This is a genomic window from Aeromonas bestiarum, assembly GCF_000819745.1.
Lineage (GTDB): Bacteria > Pseudomonadota > Gammaproteobacteria > Enterobacterales > Aeromonadaceae > Aeromonas > Aeromonas bestiarum.
On sequence record NZ_CDDA01000022.1, the window covers coordinates 100,715 to 117,950 of the forward strand.

Sequence of the window (17,236 nt, forward strand, 5' to 3'; positions counted from 1 at the left end):
TTAGTTAACGCGTTTGAAAATCAGATCCCAAACCCCGTGGCCCAGACGATGGCCCCGTTGTTCGAATTTGGTCAGCGGGCGCCAGTCGGGACGCGGCACCCAGTTGCCGGTGGCGGAGGTGTTCTCGTAACCCTCGGCGACGCTCATCACTTCCAGCATGTGTTCGGCATAGTTTTCCCAATCGGTGGCCATGTGGAACACGCCACCTATGGCCAGCTTCTGGCGGATATCCTGGGCAAATGCCGGCTGCACTATGCGGCGCTTGTGATGACGGCTCTTGTGCCAGGGATCCGGGAAGAACAGCTGCAGGCAGGCAAGCGAGCCGTTCGGGATCATGTGCTCCAGCACTTCCACCGCATCGTGGCAGATAACCTTGAGATTGGTGACGCCCGCTTCCTGGGCTGTGCCGAGGCAGGCACCCACGCCCGGCGAGTGTACCTCGATGCCGATGAAGTTTTTCTCGGGGGCATTCTTGGCCATCTCCACCAGGGAGGCGCCCATGCCGAAGCCTATTTCCAGCACCACAGGGGCCTCACGGCCAAACAGGGCGACCAGATCGAGGGGCGCTGGCGCGAAATCGATACCCATGACCGGCCAGAGCTCTTCCAGAGCCTTCTCCTGCCCTTTGGTCAGGCGGCCTTCGCGACGGACAAAGCTGCGGATCTTGCGCATGAACTTGCCGTCTTCGTTAAATACATCTTGGGTCACAGGCATAATCAAATTGCTCGTTATTGCATCGGTCTGGGTCACAGACGACAGGAATGAATTGTTCGTTATTTCATCACCCAGGGTCACTGACGACATGAATGAATTGCTCGTTACTTCATCACCCTGAGTCACGGATCTCGTGGATGAATGGCGCGTTATTTCATCAATGCGCGAAACTGGGTAGCGAATTATCCCAAGATAGGCCCAAGGCGCAAGTGTTTCGCGAAACAAATCCCCCGTCCCTGACCAATTCCGCCACAAGGATTGACAAATGCCACCCCGTTCACAGAATCTGCCAGGCGCCGGGCGCATGCTGGTCTGCGCAAATAAAACCATACACAACAAAGGATTGCAGTATGAAACACACAGCATTGGCGTTTGCCATCACAGCCCTGCTGGCAGGGTGCAACACCTCCACCAATGATTCGCAGGCCCCCACCGCCGCCGAGCAGGCCTATGAGTATCTGGTGCAGTTGAGCTCGACCGCCGAGGGGATCGGGGCCAGACCCACGGGCTCAGAGGCCGAGACCCGCGCCGCCGTCTGGATCCAGGATCACCTGGCGGGCTGGGGTTACGAGGTGCAAAACCAGCCGTTCACCTACACCAAGAGCGGGGCCAGCAAAAACTCCCAGAACCTCGTCGCCGAGCTCAAGGGCCAGAGCGACAAGGTGATACTGATCGGCGCCCACTACGACAGCACGGGCGACAAGAAGGGTTCTGAAGGGGCGACCGACAACGGTGCCGGCGTCGCTGCCCTGCTGGCGGTGGCCGAGGCGCTCAAGGGGCAGACCCTGCCCTACACTGTGCGCTTCGCCTTCTTCGGCGCCGAGGAGAACGGCCTCAACGGCTCCAAGGCCTATGCCGCCAGCCTGGACAGCACCGCCATCGCCCGCCTGCTGGCCATGGTGAACTACGACACCATAGCCGGGGGCGACATCGTCTACGTTCACTCGGCCCACTCCGACGTGGCCGAGTACAACTGCGCCGATCCGAGCCGCTACAGCTTCGATCCCAAGGTGCGGGATCGCCTGCTGGCCGTCTCCAAGCTGACCGCCACCCCGTTTGCCATCCACCCCAGCTACGCCGGCTATCCGGAAGGGGAGACAGGCAGCTGGTCGGATCATGCGCCCTTTGCCTGCCTGGGGGTGCCCATCGCCTACGTGGAGGCCACCAACTTCACCATCAACGGGGCGGATGGCTATGACGGCTACTCCCAGACCACCAATCCGGCGCTGTGGGACTGCTACGACGACGCCACCAAGAGCGCCTGCGACCGGGACAGCGAGACCCAGTGGGGCAAGATCTGGCATACCCAGTACGACCGCCTCGACAAGATGGCCGAGCTGTTCCCGGGCCGGGTGGAGCAGCAGCTCAGCGCCAACACGGATCTGATGATCCGCTTCCTCAAGGAGCCGGGCCTGTAACGCCGGCGACTCGTCAATGGCGCGCGCTGGCCCGGGACCAATTCAGGGCTTTTTGCGCTCCACGGCCGCCCCCGGCCGATAAAATTCGGGCAGGTGCCAAACCTGCCTTTTTTATCGATTTTTGTTACAGCCATTGCCTCATTTTTTAAATCTGATACAAACGGATAACCTGGCGGTCGAATGGAGCGACCGCTCACCATGCCAGAGAGAGTCCTATGCAGCCGTTTTTTGCCCAGCGCTTTGAGAAGGTAGAGCCTTCCTTTATCCGCGAGATCCTCAAGGTCGCCGCCAATCCGGAGATCATCTCCTTTGCCGGTGGCCTGCCCAATCCGCACCTGTTCCCGGTCAAGGCCATCGATCAGGCCTGCCAGGACGTGCTGCGCGAGCAAGGGGCCGCCGCCCTGCAGTATGCCGCCACCGAGGGCTTCGCCCCACTGCGCCAGTACATAGCCGACCGCTATCTGGCCCGCCACGGCATGCGCGTCAACCCGGACAACATCCTCATCACCAGCGGCTCCCAGCAGGCGCTGGATCTGCTGGGCAAGGTGCTGATCGACGAGGGTCAGGATCTCATCATCGAAGAGCCGGGTTACCTCGGCGCCATCCAGGCCTTCTCCGTCTATCAGCCCGCCTTCAAGCCTATCACCCTCGGTGAAGAGGGACTGGATCTGGCGGCGCTGGATGCGCTGCTGGCCAGCGGATCCAATGCCAAGCTGCTCTACGGCGTGCCCAACTTCCAGAACCCGAGCGGCGTCTCCTACAGCCGCGCCAACCGCGAGGCGCTGGCCGAGCGACTGGTCAGCCACGAGCTGCTGATGGTGGAAGACGACCCCTATGGCGAGCTGCGCTTCGAGGGCGAACACCTGCCCCCCATCGCCAAGCTGGCGCCGAACAATACAGTACTGCTCGGTTCCTTCTCCAAGACGGTGGTGCCTGCCTTCCGCCTCGGCTGGATGCTGGTGCCGGACTGGCTGCGCAAGAAGGTCACCATCGCCAAGCAGGCCACCGACCTGCACAGCAACGCCTTCAGCCAGCAGGTGCTGCACCGCTTCCTGATCGACAACTCGCTGGATGCCCATCTGGAGAAGATCAAGGAGGTCTATGGCCGCCAGCGTGCCGCCATGGAGGCCGCCCTGGCCCGTCACTGCCCGCCCGGCGTGAGCTACACCCGACCGGAAGGGGGCATGTTCCTCTGGCTGACCCTGCCTTCGAGCGTCAGCGCCATGGCGCTGTTTGACGAGGCGATCAAGGAGAAGGTAGCCTTCGTGCCCGGCGCGCCCTTCTATGTGCGCCCCGAGATCCAGAACACCCTTCGGCTGAGCTTCTCCTGCGTGGACGAGGCCACCATAGAGGAAGGGGTCAAGCGCCTGACCCGCGCCCTCGCCCGCATGCTCTGACAAGCCACGGCATGAAAAAAACCAGCGACCTCGGTCGCTGGTTTTTTTATGTCCCGCCCTCTGGGGAGCCGGACCGATCAGGCGCTCAGCGCGCTGGCGAACGCCTTCATCGGCATGGGGCGGCCATAGAGATAGCCCTGCAGGAAGGTCACCTGACGCGCCCTCAGGTAAGCGGCCTGCACCTCGTTCTCCACCCCTTCGGCGACCAGCAGCAGACCGAGCCGGGTCGCCAGGTCGATGACGTTCTCCACTATGTGGCTGGAGAGCGCATCCGAGCCTATCATGCCGACGAAGCTCTGATCGATCTTGAGAAAGTCGACCTGGAACTGCTGCAGATAGGTGAGGCTGGAGTGGCCGGTACCAAAGTCATCGATGGCGATGAAGACCCCCAGCTGGTGCAGCTCGGCGAAGAGCCGGTCCGTCACCTCGTCCGCCACTATCAGCTCCCGCTCGGTCAGCTCCAGCACCAGCTTGATGGGGTTCTCCCTGAAGGCGTTGATGAAATCGCGGCAATCCGCCACCAGGCTCAGATCCTTGCAGTGGCTGGCGCTGATGTTGAAGCCAAAGTGGAATCCCCTGGGCAGGGTATGCACAGCGCCGGCAAACTGATCACGCACCTGCTCCATCAGCAGCCGGGTCATGGGCACTATCAGGCCGCTGTCTTCCGCCAGCGGAATGAAGCGATCCGGCGAGATCAGTCCCTGACGGGGATGCTGCCAGCGCATCAGCACCTCGCAGCCGCACCAGTGGGCGTCGTCGCCGGTCACCACGGGTTGCAGGTAGGGGATGAACTCTCGCTGATCCAGCGCCCGCCGCAGCTCTTGCGAGGGGGACGTCGAGCGGCCGGTCAGCCAGAACACGCCAAATCCCACCAGTATGCCCAGCAGGGGATAGATGATGATGCTGGCCTTGGAGTAGTGCCAGATGTGGCTGCCGTACTCGTCGTGGGACAGGTCAGTGACCACCCGGTATTGATACTTCTCCGATACCTGTTCCAGATAGCCGCGTGTTTTGGGCGGGATCTCCTCGCTGACCATGCCGCTGGCCAGCATGGCCTGCGACCCCACCACCAGCGCCAGCGGCGAATTGCGGCTCAGCATGTCGAGAATATTGTGCAGATAGTAGCCATCCACCCCGACCAGCACGCTGTAATCCCCCACCGCCTGCCGATAGACAACCAGCGGCCGATCCGGCGTCACCGGGTTGCCCCGCATCAGGTCGAGCTGACCACCGGCATAGTCGGCCAGCGCAAAGGGGCCGCTATAGGCGCCATAGAGGGAGGAGCAATAGATGGTCTCTCCCCTGGCCAGGTTGACGGTGCGCACATCCGGCACTGTCGCCACCTGATCCCGCAGCCCCTGTACCACCTCGGCGCAAGGTCGTCCCACACCGCCCTGCACCATGGACGCAGCTCGATGGGCATTGTCCAGGGTACGGTCAAACATGCGTCTGGCATGCAGCAACCTATCCTCGGCATCCTGCTTCATGCCAGAGAAGGTCTGCCATGAGATGATCAGCACTCCCAGCAACACGGGGAGCAGACTCGCCAGCAGGGAGGCCCCCAGCCGGGTGTAGAACTGGCGTAACCTTAAACGACGAAATGGCATGGTCATCCTCACGGCAACGGCGAAAAAGCGGGCAAGTCTACTACTCTCCGCCCCCCTGACAAGTCATTCTGATACAAACAACAGCAAGAAAGTTTGGCCTGATTGGCACCGAACCTCGTCGAAACAGGGCTTGCAGCCACATCTTCAACGGCTCTGGGGCCTGACAGCCTTGCCTCCCCTGACAGGGTCCAAGCCTGGCTCCCCTCTGCGCAGTGAAGATTATAATCTTTGCAAAAACAGTTGCTTGTTCATCTTGCGCCAGCCCACTAGAGTAGAGCCAACAGCGTCAGGGAGTCTGGACATGAAAATACTGATCACGGGAGGAACCGGTTTTATCGGCCGCCGTCTGGTGGCCCATCTCAAGGTCAACCACGAGGTGGTGGTACTGACCCGTCAGGGCAGCCGCGCCTATGAACTGCTCGGCCACGACGTCAAACTGCTCGACAACCTGGATCGGCTCGACGACCTCAACGACGTGGATGCCGTCATCAACCTGGCGGGCGAGCCCATCGCCGCCGGACGCTGGAGCGAACAACGCAAGCAGCTGCTGTGTGACAGCCGCTGGCTGCTGACCGAACAGCTGGTCGATCTCATCAAGCTCTCCAGCACGCCGCCCAGGGTGCTGATCAATGCCTCCGCCATCGGCTGGTATGGCAGGCAGGGAGATGTGGCGCTGGACGAGCAGTGCCGGACGCCCCACGACGAGTTCACCCACCAACTCTGCCAGCAGTGGGAAACCCTGGCCCGCGAGGCCCGCAGCAACCGCACCCGGGTCTGCATAGTGCGCATCGGGCTGGTGCTCGGCACAGATGGCGGTGCCCTGCCCAGGATGCTGACCCCCTATCGCCTCGGTCTCGGCGGCCCCATGGGATCGGGCCAGCAGATCATGAGCTGGATCCACATTCAGGATCTGGTGCGTGCCATGCTGTTCCTGCTGGAGCACGAGGAGTGCGACGGCATCTTCAACGGCACGGCGCCACAGCCGGTCAGCAATCGCGAGTTCAGCCAGAGCCTGGCCAGCGCCTTGCATCGACCACACCTCTTCTTGGTGCCGGCCCCCCTGCTGCAGTTGCTGATGGGCGAGGCGGCCGACCTGCTGCTCACCGGCCAGAAGGTGCTGCCCGCTCGCCTGCAAGAAGCCGGCTTTCACTTCACCTACCCGGAGCTGCCCCAGGCCCTCACCAATCTGTTGAGCACGCCCCGCTGACTGGATCCTGCAAATCAGGCAACCGGATAGCAATCAGCCCGGCCATTGGCCGGGCTGATCCGTTATTGCGCCTGGTGGCATCCGCGCAGGATGCTGTGATTACAGCAGGCCCTGACCCAGACCACGAAGCCGATCGCTCAAGGTGCCCGCCAGCAACTGGCGTTGCATGCCCTGCCCCGCCAGCGTCACCAGCAGGGCGCCCAGCAAGGGCAGGCCGGCCCAGATGGCCCAGTGGAACTGCCACTGCCCCTCGAACCACCACCATTGCAGACCGAAAGAGCAGAGCTCGACCACAATGGCGGCGCACAGCCCCGCCAGCAGACCGCTGGCGACCAGCTCCCAGCGCAGCATCTTCTTGAGCAGCTCGCTGCTGGCCCCCAGGGTGCGCATCAGCAACAGCTCGCGACGGCGGTGGGCCATGCTGGCCTGGGTCTGGGTCAGCAGCACCAGCAGCGCCGCCACAGTCACCAGCCCCAGCATCAGCCCCAGCGCCCGGCTCACCTGCTCAGACACGGCCGTGAGCCGCACTATCAGATCGTCCACATCGATGAGGCTCACCGTGGGGTGTCTGCGGATCAGCTCCACCTCCGCCACCCGCCCCTGCTCCGGCAGCCGATAGCTGCCGAGCCAGGTCTGGGAGAAGGGGGCCAGCACGTCCGGCGAGAAGATCATGTAGAAGTTGGGCCGCATGTTGTCCCACTTGATGGCCCGCAGGCTGGTCACTTGCGCCTTGAAGCTGCGCCCCTCTATGGTGAAGCCCAGGGTGTCGCCGAGCGCTATGTCGAGCCGCTTGGCCAGATCCTTGTCCACCGACACCTGCCCGGGGCCATCCAGCCAGCGCCCCGCGGTCAGGGTATTGTCCGGCGGCAAGCCGGTGGTGGTGGTGAAGTTGAGCTCGCGGTTCACCCCTTCACGGCCATCCTCATCGCTGTCTCGCACCGCCTCGCTGGCGATGCTGACCAGCCGGCCCCGCACCATGGGATAGAAATCCGAGGTCAGGGCGCCGGCACGGTGCAGATCGGCCAGGATCCCCTCCCGCTCGTGGTCGGCTATGTTGACCAGGAAGCGGTTGGGGGTGTCCGCCGGCAGGCGGGCGGAGAAGTCATCGAGCAGATCGACTCGCACCGCCCACAGCAGACCGAACAGCATGAGCGCCAGCGCAAAGCCCGCCAGCTGGAACAGGCCGCTGCCGCGCTCGCGGGAGAGGTGACTGATGGCCAGACGCAGCGCATGGGGGCCCTTGACCCGGCGACCGAACCGCAGCAGCAGGGAGGCGATCAGGGCCAGCAGACCCATCAGCAGGCCCATGCCGCCGATCAGCCCCAACGCCAGAGTCACATCGGCGGTAAAGCCCCACACCAGACCAAACAGGCCGAGCAGGGCGACCGGCAGCGCCAGCCAGGGGGGAATGCCCGCCTCCAGCTCGCGGCGCAGCACCCGCAGCGGCGGCACCTTGAGCAGCCGCAGGAAGGGCACGAAGGCCAGCAGCAGGGTGATGAAGAAGGCCACCGCCAGACCGAGGGCAAAGGGTCGCCACGACGGCGGTGGCAGATCCGCCGGCAGCAGGTTGCCCAGCAGATGCAGGGTCAGCCACTGCATGGCGCTGCCTGCCACCAGACCGATGAGCGCCCCCGCCAACGTCAGGGAGAACAGCAGGGTGCCCATCAGTTGCCAGAGCGTGCGACGGGAGGCCCCCAGCGTCTTGAGCAGGGCCACCATGTTGGTCTGGCGCTCGGCGAAGTGGCGCACCGCTATGCCCATGGCCAGCGCCCCCAGCAGCACCCCGGCCAGGGAGGCGAGCCGGAAGAAGCGCTCGGCATTGGCCAGTGAACGCCCCACCTGGGAGCCCTGATCGTCCGGCTTGATCAGCTTCTGCCCCGCTTTGAGCTTGGGCCTGAGCCAGCGCTCATAGCCGGCAACGTCCTCGCGTGCCCCCTTGAACAGGTAGCGCCACTGCTGGCGACTGCCCGGCAGCAGGGCACCGGTCGCCTCTATGTCCGCGCTGTGGATCAGGGCCCTGGGCGCCAGCAGGAAGGGGCTGAAGCCCTGATCCGGCTCCTGCCCCAGCTCACCCGCCACCTTGAGGAGGGTGTTGCCCACCTCCAGCTCATCGCCAATTTTCGCCTCCAGCAGCTGCATCACCCGGGCCGAGAGCCAGATCTCGCCGGGCGCCGGCGCGCGCTGGGGGCTAAGTTCCAGCTTGCCATAGAAGGGGAAATCGCTCGGCACGGCCCGGATGGAGGCCAGTTGCAGCGCATCGCCATGAAACAGCATGCTGTTGAAGCTGACCGTGGTCTGCACCGACAGGCCCGCCTTTTCCGCCTGCTTGAGCCAGGCAGCCGGGGCCGGTGTGGCGGAACGCAACGCCCGATCGGCGCCGATAAAGTCACGCCCCGAGGCCTTGAGCCCCGCATCCAGCCGATCCGCCACCAGGGCCACGCTCAGCACGCAGGCCACACTCAACGCCAGCGCCAGCACGAACCAGCGCAGCTCGCCGCTGAAGCCTTCCCGCCGCAACAGCTTCACACCCAATCGCCACCGACTCATAGCAGCTCCCTGACTTGGGAGGCCGCACCGGCACCGGGTGCTGGCGCATCCGCCTCCAGCCGTCCCGCCGCCATCACCAGTTGCCGCTGGCAACGCTGGGCCAGCTCGTGGTCATGGGTGACCACCACGAGCGTGGTGCCGTGCTCGCGATTGAGCTGGAACAAGAGTTCGATCACCGTCTCCCCTGTCTTGCTGTCCAGGTTGCCGGTCGGCTCATCGGCCAGCAGCAGGCTGGGCCTTGTCATGAAGGCGCGGGCGATGGCGACCCGCTGCTGCTCACCGCCGGAGAGGCGCGGCGGCAGATGGTGCAGCCGCTCGCTGAGCCCCACAGCCGCCAGCAACTCGCGCGCCCTCGGCTCGCAGCGGGTCTCGCCGCGCAGCTCGGCGGGCAGCATGACGTTCTCCAGCGCGCTCAGGGTAGGCAGCAGCAGGAAGGACTGGAAGATGAAGCCCACCTGCTCGGCACGCAGGCGGGCGCGGCCCTCCTCGTCCAGCTGCACCAGCGACTGACCGAGGATCTCTATATCCCCCTGGCTCGGCAGATCCAGCCCTGCCAGCAGCCCCAGCAGGGTGGATTTGCCGGAGCCGGAGGCGCCGACCAGCGCCAGGGTCTCGCCGGTATTGACTTGCAGGTCGATCCCTTCAAGGATGGTGAGGCTTTCCTGGCCCAGGCGAACGGTTTTGCCCAGACCCTTGACGACAATGATGGGAGTTGAACTCATGATGCGTTTCCTGTTTTCCCGGGCCAAAAAGTGGGGAGTGAACCCGTGATGTCTATCCTGCTCACCCCGGCATTGAATGACAATGCATGCCGGGTGTTGGCATCATCACACGTATCCCCTTTGCCCGGATCCTTGATGACAATGAATGATGGGAGTTGAATGCATGACACGTTTCCTGTTCGCCTTGTGTTGCCTGGTTTCATCGGTGCAGGCCCAGACCCTGCTGGTGCTGGGCGACAGCCTGAGCGCTGGCTATCAGATGCCGGCGGAGCAGAGCTGGCCTGCCCTGCTCAATCAGAAATGGCAGCAGCAGGGCGGCGAGCATCAGCTGGTCAACGCCAGCATCAGCGGTGAGACCACGCAGGGAGCCCTGGCCCGCCTGCCCGCCCTGCTCAAGGAGCATCAACCGGACTGGGTGCTGATCGAACTGGGTGGCAACGACGGGCTGCGCGGGTTCGCGCCCGCCATCACCCGTGACAATCTGACCAGGATGGTGGCCTTGACCAAGGCGCAGCAGGTGAAAACAGTGCTGACCCAGATCCAGCTGCCCCGCAATTACGGGGCCCGCTACCTGCGCCAGTTCGAGCAGATCTTCCCCGAGCTGGCGGCCGCCAACCAGCTGCCGCTGATGCCCTTCTTCATGGATGATATTGCGCTGCGCCCTGAACTCATGATGAACGATGGTATCCACCCCACGGCCGCGGCCCAGCCGCAGATCCGCGACCGGGTCGCCAGCTTTATCGAGCCCCTGCTGACCCAATAACACCCCAATCGCCATACGCAGAAAAGGGCACTGTCGGCCCAAAACAAAGATCCCGCCGAGGCGGGATCTTTGTTTGCATGAGCATCAGCGTTCCAGTATCTGGCGCAGCCGCTCCTGGGCCACCCCGACCAGCAGGTCTGGCTGGAATTTGGAGATGAAGCGGTCACACCCCACCTTCTTGACCATGGCTTCGTTGAAGTTACCGCTCAGGGAGGTATTGAGGGTGATGAAGAGATCGGACATGCGGGCATCGCTGCGGATCTCGTGGGTCAGCCGGTAGCCGTCCATCTCCGGCATCTCCGCATCCGTGATCATCAGCAGGATCTCGTCGGTCACCTTCTTGCCCGCATCGCACCACCCCTTGAGCAGATTGAGCGCCTGCAGGCCATCCTGGCACTCGATCACCTCCAGACCCAGCTGACCCAGGGTTTCCCGCACCAGATTGCGGGCCGTGCTGGAGTCATCGACGATGAGCACCTTGCGGCCATGCATCTCGGGCAGTATCTCCCGATCCAGTACCTCTTCCGAGATGCGGATGTCGTAGGTGATGATCTCGGCCAGCACCTTCTCCACATCGATGATCTCGACGATCTGGTCGACGCCGTCCTCGGGAATGCGGGTGATGGCGGTCAGGTAGTTGGCCCGCCCGGCGGAGCGCGGCGGCGGCAGTATGTCCTTCCAGGTCATGTTGACGATATGGGCCACCTGCCCCACCAGGAAGCCCTGAATGGTGCGGTTGTACTCTGTGATGATGAGGTTGGACTCGCTGTCGATGGGCATGGCGCGCATGCCGATGGCGCTGCGCAGATTGATCACCGGGATCGAGGTGCCACGGATGTTGGCCACCCCGCTGATGTTGTGGTGCGCCCCCGGCATCTTGTTTAGATGGGGCAGCTTGACCACTTCCCGCACCTTGAACACGTTGATAGCAAACAGCTGTCGGGATCCCAAACGGAACATCAACAACTCCAGACGGTTCTCCCCTACCAGCTGGGTACGTTGATCCACTGAATCCAATATGCTCGCCATATAAAGCCCTTACGTCCGTTTCCCGAGTCTCGCCATAGTATAGAAGGGTCAGAATCCCAACACGACCCGTATTCTTATCCTATGTCGGCAAGATGATGACGGAACTTGATGAAAAAAAGCGAGATTCGGCTCAAGGCCGGACTCTCTTCACACTTATCAATAGCAAGCTGGCCGCTCGATCGAGCCCAGGGGGGCCGGTGTGGGGTACATCCTTGATATCCGTCGCAAAAGCCCCGCCATCAGCGTGGCTCCCCCCGATAACCAGGCATAAAAAAAGCGGCAGATTGCTCTGCCGCTTGTTGTGCTGCCCTGACGGGATTACTTGTCGATATCCAGCAGATTGTTGCTCAGCATGTAGTCGATCACCTGGGAAGAGGTGGACGCCGCGCTGCCGGTGAGGCTGTCGAACGTGTGGTTCATCAGCACTATCTCCTGAGTCACAGGGGCCGTGCTGGTCTCCTTGACCTGCAGGTGCACACCCTCGCTGTCCTGGAACACAGAGAGCAAGCTCTTCAGATCGGTCTGGTTGCGAGAACCATCGTGATCCAGCAGATCGCTCAGATCCAGCTTGTCACCCTCAGCCTTGGAGAAGTCGACCACGTAATCCTTGGCGACGCTGCCCGTAGCTGTATCCCCCTGCAGCCAGGTGAAGGTATCGGCCCCCGCATCCCCCTTGAGGATGTCGTTGCCCAGACCACCGACCAGGATGTCGTTGCCCAGACCGCCACTCAGGGTGTCGTTGCCGGCGCCGCCATACAGGGTATCGTTGCCACTGCCACCATAGAGCTGGTCATCACCCAGACCGCCGAGCAGCATGTCATCACCGGCACCACCGAACAGTATGTCGTTGCCGGCACCACCGTCCAGAATGTCGTTGCCACCCTGACCGAACAGAATGTCATTGCCATCCCCGCCGAACAGCACATCCGCCTTGTCATTGGTGGCGGACTGATCAAAGTCGGTGGCATGGTCCGTGATGTAGTCATGGACCTGGGCATCGGTCACCGAACCGGCACTCAGCTTGCCAGCCACGTACTGCTTGATGGCCGCATAGCCTTCCCCGTTGATGCCGGCAAAGTGAACCGCATCACCGAACAGGATATCGTCACCGGCACCGCCATCGATCCGGTCGCTGCCCGGCAGGTTGTTGACCGAGGTTCCCAGGATGGCATTGGCCAGGTCATTGGCAGACACGTTGGACTGCACTACCTGGTCGCTGTCAAACAGCTTAAGGGTCTCGATAGAGACGTTCCTACCTATCCCGATGGCTTGCAAGGTCACATTGTTAGCAATGAGGAGCGGCAACACTGCCAGTGCATTTTGCAATGCCCAAGGCTCATAACCATCAGAGTCAAAGCTAGAGATCTCATAAGTACCGTCGCCTTGGGCACGGAGAGTACCAATGATATTTGAGCGCCAAGCTCCATTATCCCTTTGATACCATTGATTAATGTTCCCATTGCTATCAATCAGAACCCGATCTTGCCCACCAATGTTGGCATAGAAGGTTTGCCCTGAAACATAATTGTTAACGTTGACAAACGAATCCAACCGATCATTCGTCGTGGTGTTCACAACAGGATTGGTATTTTCATTGATGTAATAAGTGTTAGGTGCCCCATCAGTAATGAAATAAGCGAGGTTCTTGGCGTTGGTATTCAACTTGGCCACATCGCTATTGAACCAGTTCGAAGTGCTCTTCAGCGCATCCTCATAGTTGGTTGAACCGCTGCTGCCATCCATGCTGTTGATGATGGCCTGCAACTTGGTCAAGGCATTCGGATCCTTCAGGTCCACACTGATGGACTTGTTGGCCTGGCTATCGAAGTCCACCAAGAAGATATTGACCTTACCGGCCCCTTCTGTGCCCGCACTGGCCTTGAGGGTCGCAAACACCTGGCTCAACTGGGTTTTCATTGTTGCCATGGCGCTGGAGCCGATACTGCCCGAGCTGTCGACCATAAAGGCGATGTTGTAGTTCTGGCCCGGCAGCACCACGCTGCCGTCCAGGTCGCCAACCACGATATTGTGCTCGCTGCCATAGGCACGGTTTTGATCGCCCGGCTCCCCTTCGGTAGAGAGGAAGTAGCTCATGCGGATCGAATCCTGATCCGATGCGCTGCTGGTCTGGTCGGTCACCACCTCTTTGGCGATGGCCTCCACCTTGAGGTCGAACTGGCCCGCATTGCTGCCCGGCACCCGCAGGGTCAGGCCGGTCAGCTTGACGTCCAGCGCGCTCTGGTTCCAGAGGCCGGTGAGCGTCAGCTTGCCATCCGCACCGACTGTGCCCAGCGCAGTGCCGCCCTGATACAGGATCGCACCATTCGGCATGCCGCTCAGCACCAGGCTGTCGAGCTGTTCACTGCCATCACGATCGGTCAGGGAAGCACTGATCTCGAGGGGATAATCCACCACGCTGGGCTGTACTGCCGTCAGGGTGCCATCGGTCTGATTGAACTGGTAGATGCCGTCATCAAACTGAACCAGTTCTATCTCATAAAGCGACTTGCTGATGGTGGTGCCGTTCTCCTTCACCAGGAAGTTGAAGCCGCCATCACTCCTGCGCTCGATGACATAGTTGGCGCGCGAGCCCATCAGCACGGCCAGGTCTGTACCTGCCCCGCCAAACAGGGTGTCACCACCTAGCCCGGCCACAAGAATGTCGTTACCCACGCCGCCATCGAGCGTATCGCCCGAGACAGAGTTGCCACCGACCAGCACGTCATTGCCCAGGCCGCCGACGAAGTAGTCGCCGCCGCCCTTCACGCTGACGATGTAGTCGTTGCCATTGCCGCCCACCACCTGATCCTGGCTGGTGGTGCTGTCGGTCAGGCTGTTGGTGATGCCGAAGCTGCCCTTGTTGAAGCTGCCACTCTGGAACGCACCGGTCGAGATACCGGACGATGGGTATTGGGTATAGAGCGGCACGCCATTGCCGGTCAGGCTGATATCCACCACCGGCTTGTCAGCCACGGCAGCTATGTCGATCACCAGCTTGCCGGAGTTGCTCAGGTTGGCACCGTCGCTGATCTGGTAACCCAGGCTGGCGTAGTCTCCTTGCTGGTTGCCCGTCGCCGCACCGTTGCCATTGACGGCACTGGTGCTGGATTCATTGAGACCGGGTACGAAACGCAGATGGCCACTGTCGATATCGGCGTAGGAGATGAGATCCCCCGCCTTCACGGCAATCCACTGACCGGCCGCATTGAGATACTCCAGCTTGCCATTTTGCGGCAGGGTATTGATCTGCACGCTCAGATCAGACGCAGCCTGATCATCGCTGGCACCAAACTGGGACCATTTCAGTACCAGCGGCGTGTCTTCCGTCCCCACACCGTGTCCACCCGTGGTCACGGGCGCGCGGTCGTTGTCAACGATAGTACCCGTGCCGTTCTGGCCACCCACTGTCACCGTCAGGGTCTCGTTCGCCTCGACCAGTCGATCGTTCACGGTCGGTATGGTCACGGTAAAGCCGGATACCCCGACCGGCACAGTGATCTTGCCGGTAGCGCTGTTGTAGGTCACCCCATTGCTGAACTGGGCTGTGCCCCAATCAAGGCTGGAAGCCGGGTTGGTACCGCTGCCCCCGATGGCAAAGTCATACTGGGTCGCCTCCTGGGTCGTGTCGGACAGCACCACCGAATGCAGCAGATTGCCGCCTTCCACTGCACTCTCACTGGACACCGACTGTACTATCGGAGTGAACAGCGGCTTGGTCGCGAAAGAGCCCAGGCTGGAATCGCCATCCGCATCCACTACCTTGATCTGGAAGTCGATGTCGCCGTCCCCCAGCGGCTTGGACATGTTCTGATACTGGAAGAACTCCCACTTGCCGGTGGCCGGGGTAAATTCCAGACGGAACACCAGGGTGCCATCGCTGGCCTTACCTATCAGGGTATTGGCCGATTCCATGGTAGTGGTGATCAGCTTGCCGGTGGCCGTGGTCAGCCCGGTCTCGTTGGAGCCGAGCAGCTGCATGTAGCCCTTGCCATCTGCCCCCCACTGCGGAGTGACGGAGCCGGAACCGTAAGCGATGGCCTGCGCCGTGGTGGCACCGAGGAACTCTATGCTCTTCACCGTCAGGTCGCTGTTGTCCGAGGTATTGGTGTTGCCGTTATTGGTAGCCTTGATCACCATGGTGTCGAAGCCGCCTTGCTGTACCTGGAAGTTCTCGGCGTAATCGCCACTGGTCGCATTGGAGCTGAAGGTCTGGGTACCGATCAACACGCCACCGCGATAAAACTCGACCACGCCACTTTCCAACTCACCACCGAACATCTGGCTGAACTTGATGTTGGCACCATAGGCAACCGTGCCCGGATCAAGCTTCACAATTAACTGCTCGGAGGCAGAGGTTCCGTTCGCGAAGTGACGGAAGTCTATCTCGTTGGCAATGTTGTGGTACGGCCCGGCCACGCTGGACACCCCCAGCCCTGCATTGGAACCATTGACACTGGCATCAATCAGAGTTGAGTTGGTTGCAGAGGTGAACCCCTTGGCAGTAATGGTAAAGCCAGCCAAATCCACCAGGGCCTTGTTGCCACTGACCTTGGTCAGATCAAATACTCCGGTCAACACATCTGGAATATTTGTCTTGGTAACGGACACGGCCGCGGCATCGCCAGCGATCGGCGCATCATCCTCCACGGTGACATTCAGCTTGCCAGTGGTCGTGCCATTGCCATCGGAGACCCTGACGTCCAGCTGGAACGACAGGGAATCCTCCTGGCCCTTGACCGGGTGGTCAAGCGGCGCCTTGAGGGTCAGATCATAGGCCCAATCGCCCTTGCCGCTGGCATTCTGGGCAGTCAGCTTGACCTCGACCACCGCCTTGTAGCCGTCGCTACCCAGGGTGCCGGTATAGCCAACCAGTGTCTTGCTGCCAGCATCCCAGCTCCACTTCACCTCGGCACCGCCAGAGGTCAGCCCCGCCGGTCCACCCAGTGAAACAGCCAGGCTGCTGCTGTCCACATCACCGATGGAGATAGTGCCGGACATGCTCTTGGCATCCGTGGTATCCGGGTTGCCACTGTTATCGGCGATGCCGTTGGGCAAGCCCTCTTCGGAAACAGTTGCGCCATTGGAGATGCTCACTGTCGGGAGATCGTTCACCGCCTCCACCTTGATGGTCACGGTGGCAGGAGTTGCGTCGGCCAACCCTTCATTGTCCACTGCCACATAACTGAAGCTGGTGTCACCATTCCAGTCGGCACTCGGTACAAAGGTCAGTTTGCCAGCATCCACAGCCTGAACACTCTGATTCTCCGTCACTGGCACGCCATCAAGCAGCAAGACACCATTGGCCGGCAAGCTCTTGATGGTAAAGCTCACGACAGTACCATCGATGTCACTGCCAGAGAGCGCGGGTATGGCGATGCTGGCTGCATCCTCGAGACCACTGGCTTGCTTGTCCGCCGTCTCTGGAGCTTCATTCAAAATGGTTGCCATGTCGCTGCCCGGCAAGGAGGCATTACCCGCCTTGTCAGTCTGGGTCGCCGTCACAGTCAACGACTTCCCGTTGGGCGGTGTGGTCTCCGTCCAGCTGATAGTGCCATTGTTGTAAACAAAGCCGTTTGCTGGCTGCCCGCTTGCCAACATCAGCACACCATTCACCAGCTTCAGCTCGACCGTGCTTTCGCTGCCACCGTTGTTGATGGTCAAGGTGACCTTGCCACCTGCAACCAGGTCACTATTGCTGACCTCGGCCCGCACCTGGATCTGATCATTGCCGATCTCTCCTTTGGTCAGCAGCTGGTCGTTGTTGGAGTCATCCACTATGACTACGGTCGGTGCGCCAGTCGCCTGGGTGTCAACCCCGTAGCCTTCGCTGTC

At 61.6% G+C, this 17,236-nt stretch carries 10 protein-coding genes; 4 read left to right on the forward strand and 6 right to left on the reverse strand.

From position 1 onward, the window contains the following. Positions 1 to 714 (reverse strand): tRNA (guanosine(46)-N7)-methyltransferase TrmB, encoded by a 714-nt coding sequence (gene trmB, locus BN1118_RS12100; protein ID WP_042870947.1) that lies wholly within the window; start codon positions 712 to 714, stop codon positions 1 to 3. 350 nt (positions 715 to 1,064) lie between these two features. Between trmB and BN1118_RS12105 the strand changes: the two genes are divergently transcribed. Both BN1118_RS12105 and BN1118_RS12110 read left to right on the forward strand, forming a co-directional pair. Then, on the forward strand, positions 1,065 to 2,132 hold the full coding sequence (locus BN1118_RS12105; RefSeq protein WP_043556278.1) for a M28 family metallopeptidase: 1,068 nt from the start codon (positions 1,065 to 1,067) through the stop codon (positions 2,130 to 2,132). Between the two features lie 215 nt (positions 2,133 to 2,347). Beyond that, positions 2,348 to 3,529, forward strand: coding sequence for an aminotransferase-like domain-containing protein (locus tag BN1118_RS12110; RefSeq protein WP_043556280.1), 1,182 nt, complete (start codon positions 2,348 to 2,350; stop codon positions 3,527 to 3,529). A 77-nt stretch (positions 3,530 to 3,606) separates the two neighbouring features. Here BN1118_RS12110 and BN1118_RS12115 read toward each other — a convergent pair whose 3' ends face one another. Beyond that, the gene (locus BN1118_RS12115) at positions 3,607 to 5,136 is read right to left on the reverse strand and encodes an EAL domain-containing protein (RefSeq protein WP_043556283.1); all 1,530 of its coding nucleotides are present in this window, start codon (positions 5,134 to 5,136) and stop codon (positions 3,607 to 3,609) included. 301 nt (positions 5,137 to 5,437) lie between these two features. Here BN1118_RS12115 and BN1118_RS12120 point away from each other — a divergent pair, with 301 nt between their 5' ends. Next, positions 5,438 to 6,343, forward strand: a complete 906-nt coding sequence (locus BN1118_RS12120; RefSeq protein ID WP_043556284.1) for a TIGR01777 family oxidoreductase — start codon at positions 5,438 to 5,440, stop codon at positions 6,341 to 6,343. 99 nt (positions 6,344 to 6,442) lie between these two features. On the opposite strand, the gene BN1118_RS12125 is transcribed toward BN1118_RS12120, so the two are convergent. Then, positions 6,443 to 8,890, reverse strand: coding sequence for an ABC transporter permease (locus BN1118_RS12125; protein ID WP_043556287.1), 2,448 nt, complete (start codon positions 8,888 to 8,890; stop codon positions 6,443 to 6,445). After that, positions 8,887 to 9,612: an ABC transporter ATP-binding protein gene (locus BN1118_RS12130; RefSeq protein WP_043556289.1), complete on the reverse strand. Its 726-nt coding sequence runs from the start codon at positions 9,610 to 9,612 to the stop codon at positions 8,887 to 8,889. Before BN1118_RS12130 ends, BN1118_RS12125 begins: the two co-directional genes overlap by 4 nt. 163 nt (positions 9,613 to 9,775) lie before the next feature. On the opposite strand from BN1118_RS12130, the gene BN1118_RS12135 reads away from it, so the two are divergent. Then, a complete protein-coding gene (locus BN1118_RS12135) occupies positions 9,776 to 10,375 on the forward strand; it encodes an arylesterase (protein WP_043556291.1) in 600 nt (199 codons plus the stop codon). Positions 10,376 to 10,459: 84 nt separating this feature from the next. Here the strand turns inward: BN1118_RS12135 and BN1118_RS12140 are convergent, their stop codons facing one another. Both BN1118_RS12140 and BN1118_RS12145 read right to left on the reverse strand, forming a co-directional pair. After that, the gene (locus BN1118_RS12140) at positions 10,460 to 11,404 is read right to left on the reverse strand and encodes a chemotaxis protein CheV (protein WP_042870959.1); all 945 of its coding nucleotides are present in this window, start codon (positions 11,402 to 11,404) and stop codon (positions 10,460 to 10,462) included. Positions 11,405 to 11,722: 318 nt separating this feature from the next. Continuing rightward, a partial coding sequence (locus tag BN1118_RS12145) for a type I secretion C-terminal target domain-containing protein (RefSeq protein WP_043556293.1) occupies positions 11,723 to 17,236 on the reverse strand: 5,514 nt, incomplete at its 5' end.

Bases quoted from the DNA above. Each gene is read 5' to 3' on its own strand.
- trmB (WP_042870947.1), bottom strand. From the start codon at position 714: ATGCCTGTGACCCAAGATGTATTTAACGAAGACGGCAAGTTCATGCGC.
- BN1118_RS12105 (WP_043556278.1), top strand. From the start codon at position 1,065: ATGAAACACACAGCATTGGCGTTTGCCATCACAGCCCTGCTGGCAGGG.
- BN1118_RS12110 (WP_043556280.1), top strand. From the start codon at position 2,348: ATGCAGCCGTTTTTTGCCCAGCGCTTTGAGAAGGTAGAGCCTTCCTTT.
- BN1118_RS12115 (WP_043556283.1), bottom strand. From the start codon at position 5,136: ATGCCATTTCGTCGTTTAAGGTTACGCCAGTTCTACACCCGGCTGGGG.
- BN1118_RS12120 (WP_043556284.1), top strand. From the start codon at position 5,438: ATGAAAATACTGATCACGGGAGGAACCGGTTTTATCGGCCGCCGTCTG.
- BN1118_RS12125 (WP_043556287.1), bottom strand. From the start codon at position 8,890: ATGAGTCGGTGGCGATTGGGTGTGAAGCTGTTGCGGCGGGAAGGCTTC.
- BN1118_RS12130 (WP_043556289.1), bottom strand. From the start codon at position 9,612: ATGAGTTCAACTCCCATCATTGTCGTCAAGGGTCTGGGCAAAACCGTT.
- BN1118_RS12135 (WP_043556291.1), top strand. From the start codon at position 9,776: ATGACACGTTTCCTGTTCGCCTTGTGTTGCCTGGTTTCATCGGTGCAG.
- BN1118_RS12140 (WP_042870959.1), bottom strand. From the start codon at position 11,404: ATGGCGAGCATATTGGATTCAGTGGATCAACGTACCCAGCTGGTAGGG.